Origin of the sequence: Scandinavium sp., from assembly GCF_036271055.1 — a bacterium.
GTDB lineage: Bacteria > Pseudomonadota > Gammaproteobacteria > Enterobacterales > Enterobacteriaceae > Scandinavium.
This window is the reverse complement of the sequence record NZ_DATBBJ010000063.1, coordinates 73188-86121: the sequence shown is the minus strand read 5'-3', so window position 1 is coordinate 86121 and position 12934 is coordinate 73188. Positions and strand designations below refer to the sequence as shown.

16 protein-coding genes are annotated in these 12934 nt (G+C 47.3%); 6 read left to right on the top strand and 10 right to left on the bottom strand.

What is annotated here, in order from left to right; genetic code table 11:
• Positions 1–78 precede the first annotated feature (78 nt).
• The 4 genes from VH187_RS10900 to VH187_RS10885 all read left to right on the top strand — a co-directional run bounded on the left by VH187_RS10900 (position 79) and on the right by VH187_RS10885 (position 4675).
• Positions 79–1590, top strand: a complete 1512-nt coding sequence (locus tag VH187_RS10900; protein WP_329701471.1) for an MDR family MFS transporter — start codon at positions 79–81, stop codon at positions 1588–1590.
• Positions 1591–1728: 138 nt separating this feature from the next.
• Positions 1729–3045, top strand: a complete 1317-nt coding sequence (locus VH187_RS10895; protein WP_329701470.1) for a serine hydrolase domain-containing protein — start codon at positions 1729–1731, stop codon at positions 3043–3045.
• 214 nt (positions 3046–3259) lie between these two features.
• Positions 3260–4072, top strand: a complete 813-nt coding sequence (gene nlpA / locus VH187_RS10890; RefSeq protein WP_329701469.1) for a lipoprotein NlpA — start codon at positions 3260–3262, stop codon at positions 4070–4072.
• A 141-nt stretch (positions 4073–4213) separates the two neighbouring features.
• Entirely contained in the window at positions 4214–4675 is a 462-nt protein-coding gene (locus VH187_RS10885) for a helix-turn-helix domain-containing protein (RefSeq protein WP_329701468.1), read from the top strand.
• A 46-nt stretch (positions 4676–4721) separates the two neighbouring features.
• On the opposite strand, the gene VH187_RS10880 is transcribed toward VH187_RS10885, so the two are convergent.
• Both VH187_RS10880 and VH187_RS10875 read right to left on the bottom strand, forming a co-directional pair.
• Entirely contained in the window at positions 4722–4949 is a 228-nt protein-coding gene (locus VH187_RS10880) for a hypothetical protein (protein WP_329701467.1), read from the bottom strand.
• A 248-nt stretch (positions 4950–5197) separates the two neighbouring features.
• Positions 5198–5629 (bottom strand): hypothetical protein, encoded by a 432-nt coding sequence (locus VH187_RS10875; protein WP_329701466.1) that lies wholly within the window; start codon positions 5627–5629, stop codon positions 5198–5200.
• A gap of 514 nt (positions 5630–6143) precedes the next feature.
• Between VH187_RS10875 and VH187_RS10870 the strand changes: the two genes are divergently transcribed.
• Positions 6144–6641, top strand: a complete 498-nt coding sequence (locus VH187_RS10870; RefSeq protein ID WP_329701465.1) for a hypothetical protein — start codon at positions 6144–6146, stop codon at positions 6639–6641.
• Positions 6638–6985 carry a hypothetical protein gene (locus VH187_RS10865; protein ID WP_329701464.1) on the top strand — a complete coding sequence of 116 codons (348 nt, stop codon included), beginning with the start codon at positions 6638–6640 and terminating at the stop codon, positions 6983–6985. Before VH187_RS10870 ends, VH187_RS10865 begins: the two co-directional genes overlap by 4 nt.
• Before the next feature lie 214 nt (positions 6986–7199).
• On the opposite strand, the gene VH187_RS10860 is transcribed toward VH187_RS10865, so the two are convergent.
• The 8 genes from VH187_RS10860 to VH187_RS10825 all read right to left on the bottom strand — a co-directional run bounded on the left by VH187_RS10860 (position 7200) and on the right by VH187_RS10825 (position 12906).
• Complete coding sequence (locus VH187_RS10860) at positions 7200–7520, bottom strand: TA system toxin CbtA family protein (protein WP_329701463.1); 321 nt, start codon at positions 7518–7520, stop codon at positions 7200–7202.
• Positions 7521–7569: 49 nt separating this feature from the next.
• On the bottom strand, positions 7570–7887 hold the full coding sequence (locus VH187_RS10855) for a type IV toxin-antitoxin system YeeU family antitoxin (protein WP_329701462.1): 318 nt from the start codon (positions 7885–7887) through the stop codon (positions 7570–7572).
• Positions 7888–7899: 12 nt separating this feature from the next.
• Complete coding sequence (radC, locus tag VH187_RS10850) at positions 7900–8370, bottom strand: RadC family protein (RefSeq protein WP_329701461.1); 471 nt, start codon at positions 8368–8370, stop codon at positions 7900–7902.
• 70 nt (positions 8371–8440) lie between these two features.
• Positions 8441–9262 carry a DUF932 domain-containing protein gene (locus tag VH187_RS10845; protein ID WP_329701460.1) on the bottom strand — a complete coding sequence of 274 codons (822 nt, stop codon included), beginning with the start codon at positions 9260–9262 and terminating at the stop codon, positions 8441–8443.
• A 69-nt stretch (positions 9263–9331) separates the two neighbouring features.
• Positions 9332–9484 carry a hypothetical protein gene (locus VH187_RS10840; RefSeq protein ID WP_329701459.1) on the bottom strand — a complete coding sequence of 51 codons (153 nt, stop codon included), beginning with the start codon at positions 9482–9484 and terminating at the stop codon, positions 9332–9334.
• A 393-nt stretch (positions 9485–9877) separates the two neighbouring features.
• Positions 9878–10717, bottom strand: coding sequence for a hypothetical protein (locus VH187_RS10835; protein WP_329701458.1), 840 nt, complete (start codon positions 10715–10717; stop codon positions 9878–9880).
• Positions 10718–10830: 113 nt separating this feature from the next.
• Complete coding sequence (locus tag VH187_RS10830; RefSeq protein WP_329701457.1) at positions 10831–11265, bottom strand: hypothetical protein; 435 nt, start codon at positions 11263–11265, stop codon at positions 10831–10833.
• Positions 11266–11634: 369 nt separating this feature from the next.
• Positions 11635–12906 (bottom strand): hypothetical protein, encoded by a 1272-nt coding sequence (locus VH187_RS10825; RefSeq protein WP_329701456.1) that lies wholly within the window; start codon positions 12904–12906, stop codon positions 11635–11637.
• Positions 12907–12934 lie beyond the last annotated feature (28 nt).

Here is a 12934-nt window from a genome sequence, read left to right as displayed (position 1 = left end):
TCCGCGTTATCTCTTGACCTGAACAGTGATCTACACAAATATTAATTAGGTATTTAATTAATTTCAAGTGAGCCTGTTATGGAGTCTCCAACGACTCAACCGCAACACGTTCCGGCAACGGGCGTGAAATCCATCCGCCTGCTGTTCAGCGCGCTGCTTTTAGTGATGCTGCTGTCGGCCCTGGATCAGACCATTGTCTCGACGGCGCTGCCGACGATTGTTGGCGAACTCGGCGGCCTCGATAAGCTGTCGTGGGTCGTCACTGCTTATATTCTGACGTCGACCATCGTCGTGCCGCTGTACGGTAAATTCGGCGATCTGTTTGGGCGCAAGCGGGTGCTGCAAATCGCCATCGTGCTGTTCCTTGTTGGTTCCGCACTGTGCGGTCTGGCGCAGAACATGACCCAACTGGTGCTGATGCGCGCGCTGCAAGGTTTAGGCGGTGGTGGGCTGATGGTAATCAGCATGGCGGCCGTGGCAGACGTTATTCCCCCCGCCGATCGCGGGCGCTATCAAGGCCTGTTCGGCGGGGTGTTTGGTCTGGCTACGGTGATTGGCCCGCTGATTGGCGGTTTCATCGTGCAACACACATCCTGGCGCTGGATTTTCTACATCAACCTGCCGCTGGGGCTGTTCGCCCTTTTGGTGATCGGCGCCGTATTCCACAGTACCAACAAACGTAAAGTGCATCAGATTGACTGGCTGGGCGCGCTGTATCTCAGCATGGCGCTGCTGTGCATCACGCTGTTTACCACCGAAGGCGGCACGGTTCGTGAATGGAGCGACCCGCAGCTGTGGTGCATTCTGGCGTTTGGCCTGGTCGGCATTGCCGGGTTTATTTATGAAGAACGGCTGGCATTCGAGCCGATTATCCCGCTGTCGCTGTTCCGCGATCGCAGCTTCCTGTTATGCAGCCTGATTGGCTTTATCATCGGCATGTCGCTGTTTGGCTCGGTCACATTCCTGCCGCTCTATTTGCAGGTGGTGAAAAGTGCGACACCGACGCAGGCCGGGCTACAACTGATCCCGCTGATGGGTGGCCTGCTGGTGACGTCAATTATCAGCGGACGCCTGATCAGTCGCACCGGCAAATATCGCCTGTACCCTATCGCCGGGACGCTGCTTGGCTTTATCGGCATGCTGCTGCTGACCCGCATCACCATTGATTCCCCGACCTGGCATCTGTATCTGTTTACCGGCGTGCTGGGTATGGGCCTTGGCCTGGTGATGCAGGTGCTGGTGCTGGCGGTGCAGAACTCGGTTGCGCCGAATTTGTATGGCGTTGCCACCTCGGGCGTCACGCTGTTCCGTTCGATTGGCGGTTCGATTGGCGTGGCGCTGTTTGGCGCGGTATTTACCCACGTTCTGCAATCGAATCTGACCCGCTTGATGCCGGAAGGCGCGGAAATGCCGCGAGGGATGAACCCGGTGGCCGTGCATCATCTGCCAGAAGCGCTGCGAACCGATTATCTTGATGCGTTCGGCGCAGCTATTCACGCGGCGTTCATGATGGCGGCCTGTATTATGGTGCTGGCCTTTGCGCTGTCATGGCTGTTGAAAGAAGCGCCGCTGAAAAAGTCGCATCACTAAGCGTCAACCGGAAAACCCGCGCTGGGTTTGTCACAAACAGCGGGGGTTTTTCCCCCGCAGACTGACTGCATTCGCCACCGCATCTCGCCTAAAGTAAAACCCGACATCTCATAATTCAAAACGATGAAAGGTACGTTTATGCGCAAGATGAACACTTCCCTCTGTCTCCTCGCTCTTTGCCTCGGCGTGTCGTTACAGGCCAGTGCGGCTCAATCCACCAATGAGTGTGGCGTACCACAATTGACCACCTGCCCGGCCCCTGTAGATGCCAAACTGCCTGACGTGAAAGACATGCTGACCTGGAACCAGCAGCAGCGCGTGATTGGCTTTCGTAACGACTATCGCTCTTATGTGGGCGATGTCTTCAAAGCAGGCAACGCCCAACCGATCCCGGTCATGACACGCTCGTTAAGCGCGGCAAAATATGACTATCAGGGCCACAGCTACGGTTTACAGGATTACCTCAAACGTAACGATGTGACCGGGATGATGGTGATCAAAGACGGCAAAATTGCGTATCAGTATTACAGCCACGGCAACACGCCCACCACGCTGTGGACCTCGCGTTCGGTCGGCAAATCGGTGGTATCTACGCTGGTTGGCATTGCGGTGAAAGAGGGCAAAATCGCCTCGCTGGATGATGAACTCGTCAAATATAACCCGGACGTAAAAGGCACCGCGTGGGAACACGTGACCGTGCGCCAACTGATGCAGCACACCTCCGGCGTAACGTGGAATGAGGACTACACCAACCCGCAGTCTGACTTCGCGAAACTGACGCAATGTGAAGCCAACAAAGACACCTACGACTGCGTGAACGCGCTGGTCAAAGACCCGAAACGCACCGCTTATGCCAAACCGGGCGCGGCCTGGTCATACTCTTCCGGCGGCGCGTGGCTGCTGGGCGATACGCTCGAAAAAGCAACGGGCAAATCTCTGGCGCAAAACCTGCAAGAGAAAATCTGGCAACCGTACGGCATGGTGCATGACGGCGTGTGGCACAGCTATCAGCAAGGTAAACACGATGTCGGCGCACACGGCTTTAACGCCACGCTTCAGGACTGGGGTAAATTCGGGCTGTTTATCATGAACAACGGCGTACTGCCGAATGGCACTCAAACGTTGCCAGATAATTGGGTAAAAGACGCCAGAACCTGGAACACCGCAGAAAAATCTGTTTCCGCAGCACACCCGGACGGCATGTATGGCTACCAGTGGTGGAACAACAGTGTGCCGGTGAATGCCAAAGATGTCGGCCCAAAAGAGGGTCTGTCGAGTCAGGACACGATGTGGGCGCTGGGTATTTTTGGTCAGGTGATTGTGGTTAATCCGGCGCAAAAGCTGGTGATCGTTCAGTGGTCTGCATGGCCGAAAGCCGAGCCTTCATTCAGCGCGCAGCCGCTGGAAGCCTCGCTAATGTATAACGCCATCGCCAACACGCTCGCCAAGCCATAATCCTTCACGCCCGGCGGCGCGTTGCTTGCCGGGTCTACAGAACCCAACGCATAGGCCCGGTCCGCGAAGCACCACCGGGCGTTATTTCCGCTTTATCATCTTTTCTTCTGTCTCATTCCTTTTCGTTTTTATCCCCGCTTTCACAAACTCGCTATAGTCATTTTTCATTCAGGCACACCTTGTTTTAACGGACTGTTTAAAAAGGAACTCTGGCGTGAAATTGACTCTTCCTCATCTTGGCGCACTGCTGCTGGCTGGCCTTCTTCTGGCAGGCTGCGACCAAAAAAGTGATTCCAGCAAACATATCAAAGTCGGCGTAATAAACGGCGCAGAACAGGACGTCGCCGAAGTGGCGAAGAAAGTCGCTAAAGAGAAATACGGCCTCGACGTCGAGTTAGTCGGATTCAGCGGTTCGTTGTTACCTAACGATGCCACCAACGCGGGAGAACTGGACGCCAACGTGTTCCAGCATCGTCCGTTCCTGGAACAGGACAACAAAGCGCATAACTTCCACTTAGTCGCCGTGGGCAACACCTTCGTGTTCCCGATGGCGGGCTATTCCCGCAAGATTAAATCCGTTTCCGAACTGAAAGACGGCGCAACCATCGCCATTCCTAACGACCCGACGAATCTCGGGCGCGCGCTGTTGCTGCTGCAAAAAGAGAAACTAATTACCCTCAAACCGGGCAAAGGTTTACTGCCGACCTCTCTGGATATCAGCGACAATCCGCATAAGCTGACTATTATGGAAATGGAAGGTGCGCAGCTGCCGCGCGTGCTCGACGACCCGAAAGTGGATGTGGCGATCATCAGCACCACCTATATTCAACAGACCGGTCTGTCGCCAGTCCATGACAGCGTGTTTATCGAAGACAAAAATTCGCCATATGTAAACATTCTCGTCACCCGCGAAGACAACAAAGACGCGGAGAACGTGAAGGAATTTATGCAGTCGTATCAGTCACCGGAAGTGGCAAAAGCGGCAGAAAAAATCTTTAACGGCGGGGCCGTGCCCGGCTGGGAATGAGTGAGTCACCCGTAGCGACAAGGGCCAGCAGGACGCTGGCCCGATTTATTTGTGTTCCTCTCCATGTATTTCGATTATTTCGTATATTGTGTGTTTCGTTTATTTCGATTAATCTGTAGTCAGATGCAGCAAACCGAGTAAATGACCATGACATCAAAATCCACCATTAATCTTCCTGATAGTCGTGAAAGCGAATTAGCTCAGCGTGGTCAGCAGGCGCTGACGGCGTTTTTATCGACACGCCTGGAAACGCAACGCATTGCCATCGTGGGTGAAAACGACGAAACGCTTACCGTTGAACTGCCCACTAGCGCGCTCACGATGCTGGTTGAAATTCTGGGTGAGTTGGCGGCTGGCAATGCCGTACAAGTTGTCCCGGTGCACGCCGAACTCACCACCCAAGAGGCGGCGAATATTCTCAACGTGTCCCGCCCCCATCTGGTTAAATTGCTTGAAGAAGGTCACCTTCCATTCCATAAAATCGGCCGTCATCGCAGGATTTTGTTCTCAGACTTGATCACCTATAAAAATAAGCGCGAACATGAGAGCCAGGACATCATGCAGGCGCTGAGCGATGAGGCGCAAAACTTAGAAAGTTATTGAAGAGTGATGCTAATATGCATCACTCTTTATAATTAATATGAGTGGATTAATACTCTATCGCGTAGTAGTTTTTACGGACTATTCGATTTATATAGCTATTGAGACCTCTCCCAGCATTAGCCAAGTTTTTCATCTCATTCACAATTGCAGTCCCTGGGCGAATAGAATTATAGACATAAATTTTACGATCACTAAATTGAACCTTAATAGCGTCTGCTGTTACCTCGTAAGCTATAACACCTGAGTCACCATCACGGTTTGCATATCTTTCCATAGAACTTCCCCTTATGAATTGAAAGGTCATGGTAATTTGATACCTATAGAATAATTGTGATGAATGACCCTTTTTCGTAATTGAATACATTTTTATTTTATATATACACTTTAAATTTATTGATTACATAAATGATTGAGTGCATATAATAAAAATAGACTTTCCCAAGTAATAACTGGGAAGTCTATTCAGATATACAATGATTTTTAAGCGCTCTAAATGAACTGATTAAAGACCATAGTCCATTTCTACGAACACATATAGTTATACGGCCCTCGCGGGCAAGGGCGCAGATAGGTTTTCACCTTGTCCTGCTTGAACGTATACATCCCGCCAAAGAACGGATCGACAACCAGCCAGCCCGGCACACCAAAGAAAATGATATTGCCGAAGGTATACCAACGGCTAAAGCGCATGCTGAGCGGCACAATCGACGAGTTATATCCTTCCGCTTTCAGCATTAAGGTGTAATTCATTTTGCCAAAATAGCTGCCGTCGGACTTTTTCAGGGTGATGGTCTGAGGCGTAGTGCCGCTCGCCACCACCTGGCCGTGGTTATCAGTGATGGTGAAACTCGCGTTAGGGGTACTCTCAATAGAGACCCGCTCCACGTCGTCACCCACTATCGTGGCGCAGCCGGTCAGCAGGAGAGGAAAAAGTAGGGTGAGTAATCTTTTCATGTGGGGCGCTCCATCGAATAATACGGTTAAGAGCGACCAGAGAAGGGCAAAACTTAAATCTGAATTTAGCTTAAATTACGTTTTTATGGGTTCAACCGAATAATCGCCATTTAATCATTAAAAAAGAATTAATTCTGCACCACTTAAAGTGTATTCTGAAAATCGGTCTACGCCCTTTATGCTCTAGCAACTCTACAACCGGGCGCTGCTCTTTGGTCTCCCGGCGGTTAGCGTAAGAGCGCACCCTATAGCGTTCAGTATAGACATCAATCGTCATATATTGAGCATCATCTCAGGTCGCAAGTATAAAATGGCGAAGGCAGGTATGCAGCAGTTTTTTTGAGGTAAGAACGAAGCACTATCACAAAAAGTGTCAATACCGAAAGCGTATAGAAAAGATTTAGAACGATCGATAGCGATGCCAGCGCGGTCGGCCTTGATACATAAACAGTGTTCGTAATCTACAAAAAAAACCTCAAAACTTTATAATCAATTAACCTTAAATGGAATTATCATGAATAAACTATGTTTCCTACCAATTATTGTGGTTTTGTCAGGATGTAACTCTCTCTTCCCAGAGCAGAAAACCTACGTACCTCCTATGGATAATGCTGATGTTGCAAAAATCAGGCTAATTGGTCCACCAATGAGTTATGCGATCTATCAGAAAGATAGCAATAATAATCAAACCGGCGGGTGGGTTGAAAAGCACAGTCGATATTTCAACCCGTTCTTAGGCTCAACAAAAGATATAGGATTACCGAAAATATCGGGTAAAAACTATAAGGATGATTATTTTGAAACATATATCCAACCTGATATGGATACATCAATCTATCATTCATTATATCAAGGATGCCATGTAAGCCTCGATTTCAAGCCCGGTAAAGCTAAAATGTATGAGGCACATATCAGTTATGGCGATAAAACGGGATACTGTGTTCTCTATTTAAAAGAAGTTGTCATGGATAAAATCAACGGTGTGTATGTTGAAAAGGATATCACCAAATGAAAACATCATCTAAATTAATCATTGCAAGTCTTTCTCTGATGATTGTTTCTTGTGCTTCCAACATAGACAAAACAAAAGAAACAACGCTTGCCCAATATTCAGAGAAAGATATCAGGGGCAAACTCACTCCACAAATTACATCACGCAGAGATGCACTGATTGCATTTGGCGTTCCTGCAAGCCCTACTGATTATAATAATGCAGACAATTGGCATTATCATTCGGAAACCGTTGACCGACGTATTTATTTTCTTATCCCATTTATTAATGACCGTAAACAGGATCTGTTGCTTAATTTTTCTAATAAAGGAATATTAACAGATTACAATTATAGCGAAAGATAATCCGACGAAATGCCAACGCTGACTGAAATTCTGGCCGTATTTATAGGAATTTTATTTAAGAGAGTGACGTCAGTAGAAGCAAATTGGCGGAGATCACAGGAGTCGCATTTGATAGATAATCACATTGAATTTATTGATTATTTTTAGATGCGATTTTGATTAATGCCCCCAATTGTGCCCCCACATGTTTTTCCTTGCTGACCAACTGGCTGTTTTATGAACGCCTCAAGCCAAGGTTAAACTGTGCCCGATGAACATCCAATGGTGTTAGCCAAGGTTCTTGATCCTGCCAGGAGAAACCTTTCTGGTCAATGCGCACAAGCTCGAATCTCTCCACAAGAAAGTTAACGGCATCGGTAAGATTCACTCCCGCCTCTATGTGTTCCAGAATCGCCGTATCGTCACTGAACGGTGTGTCTTTGATCGTCAGGCCGTAATGATGCTCTAAAAGGTATGTTAATAATTGTTGCCATACTTTGACAGGAGATGGTCGTGGCGAAACCGGCACGGTGTTCGGAGCAGTTGAAATTTGCATGTTGGGTCCTGATAAGAAAGAGTTGAGAAGAGCGTTACCTGTCGCCAGGCTAAGGATAAATAGTGATGTAAACGTAGCCATAGCTACCACAGGTATCTGCTATGCAGGTAAACCCGGCAAGATGAACTACTACCTGGTGTTGCTGGCGCGGGTTTAGCTCGCCAGTACGCAACAGATTTTCAAGTTGTTCTGTGATCGCAGGGAAAGATCGCTCTAAATCCTGCAGCTGCTCAGGGGTAAATTTCCCCTTCAACCCGGCCCTGTCTGCCAGGTAATGCAGCCGGTTGCCTTCCTGAATTAATCTGGCACCAAAACGTGGAACAATATCGCTTTTTAGCCCCCATTCATGGGCTGGTGTTAATGACATGAAAACCTCCCTTTAAAGCAAACCAAGTTCAGCAAAAGACACCACCTCGTTTCCCACCACAAGATGATCCAGCACGCGCACTTCCACTAGTGCCAGAGCTTTCATAATCCTTTGAGTAATATGTTTGTCCTGTTGACTGATTTCTGTTGTGCCGGACGGATGGTTGTGCGCCAGAATGACCGCAGCAGCGTTATGTTTTAGGGCTGACTTCACCACCTCTCGGGGGTGTACTTCGGTATGGCTGAGCGTGCCGGTAAACAGTGTTTCTCGCTCCAGCAGGCAATGCTGATTGTCGAGATACATCACGATGAAAACTTCCCGCTCCTGGTGAGCCATTTGTAGCTGAAGCCAGATCTTAATGAAGCAGGTAGAGGTAAAAGAATCATTCCGCTGGCGCTGATACTTTTCCAGCAGTCGTAACGCCCGACGGATAACGCGTTGCTCATTTGGCAGGAATACCGGGGATAAATTGAGTGCGGACATAATTGCTCCTTAAATCAAAAAGCCCCGCCGATTTAGTGGCAGGGCGTGAAGATAGGGTTGGTAAAAAGCTTCATGAGGCAAGCTGCAGCATATTCTCGGCCATCACCCAAAGGGCACGGTTCAGCTTCACATCTCCGTCGATGCCTTTAACGGCGCGTGTATGGGAGCGTTGACCTTTGGTCGTTCGACCGGACAGCCCACCTTTAATCAGGTTTTCCTGAATGCGCTGATAAGTGGTCCACAGGTCGTTACTTTCATCCTGCCAGCGGCGTGGGGAAAGTATCTGCGATTCCGTCACCGGCTGATGCTCTTCTCCAAAACGGTAGGTTAATGCCGCTTTAGCCATTGCCTGTTGAGCGGGTGGCGGCAACAAAAGCGACTGCATGGCATCGCGCTTCTCTTCTACGCGGTCAAATATCCCCAGTACTTCGTAAGCCCCTTCTATGACTTTCTCCACCACATTGCCTTTATGCGGCACGCGTACCTCTCCGAAAGATTCACCGCAAATCAGCCCATTCTGGCAAACCGATCTGAATAACCCTGGCAACATCTGGTATGAGCTTGAACCGTCATGGCTGTTAAGCAGGATGATTTCTGGCACCTGTTTGCCAGTGATCTGGCCCTCGCGACGCAGGCGCAGCATGTGTTTGGTGTGCTCTCGTTTGCTCTGGTCGCGGACTCTTGTCTGGCACGCGAAGAATGGCTGGAAGCCTTCGCGTTGCAAGTTATCGAGAAGGGTAATTGTCGGAATGTAGGTATAGCGATCGCTACGGGATTCATGCTTTTCTTCGCTGAAGACGCTTGGCACATAATGCGCCAGTTCGTCGCGGGTTAATGGGCGGTCGCGGCGAACAAGATTGACCGCACCAAAGCGGCTGGCTAAACGGGTCATAGTTAATTCCTTTAAAAATGGGCATAAAAGCCACTCCAGTAGAGTGGCGATGGATGGAAGAGAAAATGTTCAGGTAGAAGCTGGTGGCTGCTCTTGCTGTGGTGACAGTTCACTGTCAGGTAATGTCGGCAGGATTAGCTTGTCGATCTGGTGATGTTGTAATTGACGCAGAATGAAGGGCTTACCGTACTGGAAGCATCGAAAGCACCATTCGTACTTCACGACTCGCCTTATGACGGGAGGCAGGTGTTCATACGCTTTGCTGCATACAGATAAAACAAAGGCATCATCATTAATCCGGTCCTCTGCTATCGCAGCCAGCCCTTTGACAACGCAACACTTCAGCTTTTGTCGAGAATCAGATTTCAGGCAAGAGTGGCGAGTTTTTTTATGAGTCTTATCAGACTGAAGGTCATCAGGCTGGCTCCGATTGTCTGGCATACGACCGACTTACTTCTTAGTAGAGTGAGTCCCGTGACGCTGAAAACAACGGGCCAGGTCAGATCCAGAGGCGCTGTATCTAGCGCTGTATCGTCCGGGAGTTTGTGGCTTTTCATAGGTCTGGCCATAAGACGTCCGGCACCGCAGGAAGCGTATACCGGACCGGGTGAGTAATTAGGGGAGATCGACGGAGGCTATTTCCTCAGAAGCGCTTGTGGGGCCACTGTAAACGCCGACGTATTCATTTAGAGGGAAGATAATTACGGCATTATTCTTCGGGTCAAAAGAGCAACCATTTAATCCTGTAATTGCGGCGGTTTTCCCGGAGCTTGTGTTTTTGACAATCAGTTTATTGCCAGCACAACTGCTACCTTTGACATAATTCACCACATAACCATCCTGCTCTGCGACTATTTCTCCAGTTGCTGGTTTTGCCTGAGAGTTACTTTCTTTCTGCCCATTTACACGTTTACTGCTGTAAGGAATATATTGCGCAGCATCATTCCGCAGGATCGGTGGATCATTGTTCAGACCAAGATATACAGGACAACCGGAGGCACCCACCTCGCAGCTCTTTTCAACAATGGTGCGTGATGGCCAGCCTTTTGTGCCGATGTAGGCAGCACCGGTTTCATCAAGGCAGTAGGTTTCCTCCCATGAGTAATTTTTATTCTGACCCGGCATCGTGCGGGTAGTGGTGAGACAGGTCAGAGCCTTAACCGGTTTACCGTCATAGCGGATAAAGTTCTGTTCAAGCGGTGATGCTGCATACAGCAAAGGAGATATGTTCGCAGCAGCAGCCTTGCTCTGTGCCTCAGCGCTAAACCCCACTTTATTGTTGAGCTTTACGCTGACTGCCGCATCATTCATTTCGCGAAGCATTTCACCGCCGTTATCTGTCAGAAAGAACGTGTATCGCTCTGGATGAATATTACCGGGAATGGTGATGGCAAAACTTAGAGCAGGAAACGAAAACACTGAGATAATAAATAAGCGTGAAATAAACTCTGTCATAGTGACACCTTGAGGAAGTTTGTTGTTGGCTCTGCTGGACGTATCCGAACTCCAGCAAGAAGTGGTTAAAACAGCAAACTGTGCTGTTATGAAAAATAGGCGAAGAATGGTGCTTAACGGCTGATGCAGTCCTGCCAGGTCACCTCTTTCAGCGCTTCCTGAAGACCTGCGGTTTTGAACGGTTTGGACAATGGTTTACTGGCTTCAGTGACTTCCAGCACGCCTTCATCCCTGGTGTTTTTGAGCGCCATAAATGCAGCTTCACCTAATTGATAGTGGGTTGAGTTGATGTTCAGCCCCGGCTCTTTCAGCCCGGCACCAGAAGAAATGGAATAGTTCTTTGCTGGGACGCTGTAGGTGATGCCCAGGTGGCCTTCGGTGCAGGTGAGGGTTATGCGCTCACCGACATCATTGTCGGCGTTTATTGAAAATTCCATTCCGCTGGTATTACCAAACCAGTTACCCCACTGCTGTTCCTGGATGGCCGCTTGCGAAGTCGTGGTGAACAAGGTTGCACTGAGAAAGAGTGCAGAAGTGACCTTCAACATAGAGATTCCTTACTGTTGTTTTACAAACGAAAAATGGCCCTTTGCTGTACAAAAGGCCACCTGATCGTATGCATTTGAGAGGGAATGGGATAATCGTTACTACAGATCAGTTTCCAGAAATTGATCGTTGTAATCTATTGCAATCCCGATCAATAATTTAAATTCAATAGTTTTTATCTATCACAAACAAAACATCGATCGGTCTTACAGATCAATGCAGAACAGCCATACCAGTAACAAAATCTGGCGCAGCTACACATGGGTTATATAGGTGTGAAAAAAATTGGGAATAGTATTCTGCATTAAAGGGTGTTCGGTATATCACTTCGCATTGACATACCGAAAGGATATCTTTCAAAATTATAGTCCCTAACCAAACCATGGGTTAGCATCGGAATCTAATAATGGATCATTATCCTGCTTTTCTGAATGCGTTGGTGCGTTACGAAGAATTTCATTAATTATTTCTTGAGCTTTTTCTCTTTTTAATTCTTTTTCTGTTTCTATTGCCGCATCTACCAATTCATCCAGTTTAATATTAATAAGCTCATCGCTTATCAGTTCAGCCTGATTTTTACTTTTCACATGAAGACCTATGTTTTTCTTCTTTGTTTTTCGATAGGAGTGTGCTTCCCAGGCTTTTGATAGTCTCGGGATAAAATTAAGATCTTTGTAATAGAGGAAGTTATAAATACAAACCAAGCTTAAGTACATTTCACTAGGGCTGGCAGGCATAAAAAAACCCAAGAATGATGGTGAATGCAAATGTGTTTTTCTTATCACTTCCATACTTTTTTTATTGTTTATCTCAGCGGCCAATTGTTTTCTTAAGGAATACATATCAGAATGTACGCCTGTTAACTTATCTCGTCCAGCTATTGTAAAGTCACGTTCAATCTCTTCACTTAGCTTTTCTGTCAATATAATCTTGCTATATAGCCTATTCCCCATTTCATTTATTCTTTCCAGTTGTGCATGAATCTCTCTTTTACGATGCCCATGAACAACCAAGCCTTTATTTTTATTAATATACTCCCATGTCCATTGTGTTTTTTTCTTTTCATTGCTTTTTAATGGTAACTTTCTTACTGTCCTGCTACGTTCTTGCCATTCTAACTTAATTTTTCTAATTAACTCAGTTTTGCTCTGAAAATTCATTGTACACCTATCAAAAAAAGCAATGATAGACTCAACTCTGCTGCGATGATTCTCAGGGAATAGTTCACACCCAAGATAATAATATTGCGTGCGTGGATAGAAAAAACAGTCTTCGTGATAAATATAAGTTTCTATTTCATGGTTTTTATTTCCGTATGTGCGAATGCTTATCCAGGCAAAGTAACAAGCATTATGGCAACTTTTTAACCAATCAAATTCTTTGAGAGGGAGTTGTAATTTTTGCATTTTTGTTAATTCTTTGGCATGGAGCCTATGTATTTCAGAGTCCAGATAAAATAGTTTATAAGCTTCATTTATTGCAAGGACCGCCAACTTTGGCTTCATTCTAAAAATATCGTCATAACTAAAAGAACGATTTTGAGCCGTAATGTAATTGAATATGGCAATATCATTACTATGTTTCCATAGAAAGAAATCCAGATCCCTTTTGTTTTTTATGTCTATCCAAGGCAGCTCAATCACAATAAGCCCTCACTACTGTATTAAATAT

Excerpts from the sequence above, each read along its gene's own strand:
- VH187_RS10900 (WP_329701471.1), top strand. The coding sequence starts at position 79 with ATGGAGTCTCCAACGACTCAACCGCAACACGTTCCGGCAACGGGCGTG.
- VH187_RS10895 (WP_329701470.1), top strand. The coding sequence starts at position 1,729 with ATGCGCAAGATGAACACTTCCCTCTGTCTCCTCGCTCTTTGCCTCGGC.
- VH187_RS10885 (WP_329701468.1), top strand. The coding sequence starts at position 4,214 with ATGACCATGACATCAAAATCCACCATTAATCTTCCTGATAGTCGTGAA.
- VH187_RS10880 (WP_329701467.1), bottom strand. The coding sequence starts at position 4,949 with ATGGAAAGATATGCAAACCGTGATGGTGACTCAGGTGTTATAGCTTAC.
- VH187_RS10875 (WP_329701466.1), bottom strand. The coding sequence starts at position 5,629 with ATGAAAAGATTACTCACCCTACTTTTTCCTCTCCTGCTGACCGGCTGC.
- VH187_RS10870 (WP_329701465.1), top strand. The coding sequence starts at position 6,144 with ATGAATAAACTATGTTTCCTACCAATTATTGTGGTTTTGTCAGGATGT.
- VH187_RS10865 (WP_329701464.1), top strand. The coding sequence starts at position 6,638 with ATGAAAACATCATCTAAATTAATCATTGCAAGTCTTTCTCTGATGATT.
- VH187_RS10860 (WP_329701463.1), bottom strand. The coding sequence starts at position 7,520 with ATGCAAATTTCAACTGCTCCGAACACCGTGCCGGTTTCGCCACGACCA.
- VH187_RS10855 (WP_329701462.1), bottom strand. The coding sequence starts at position 7,887 with ATGTCATTAACACCAGCCCATGAATGGGGGCTAAAAAGCGATATTGTT.
- radC (WP_329701461.1), bottom strand. The coding sequence starts at position 8,370 with ATGTCCGCACTCAATTTATCCCCGGTATTCCTGCCAAATGAGCAACGC.
- VH187_RS10845 (WP_329701460.1), bottom strand. The coding sequence starts at position 9,262 with ATGACCCGTTTAGCCAGCCGCTTTGGTGCGGTCAATCTTGTTCGCCGC.
- VH187_RS10835 (WP_329701458.1), bottom strand. The coding sequence starts at position 10,717 with ATGACAGAGTTTATTTCACGCTTATTTATTATCTCAGTGTTTTCGTTT.
- VH187_RS10830 (WP_329701457.1), bottom strand. The coding sequence starts at position 11,265 with ATGTTGAAGGTCACTTCTGCACTCTTTCTCAGTGCAACCTTGTTCACC.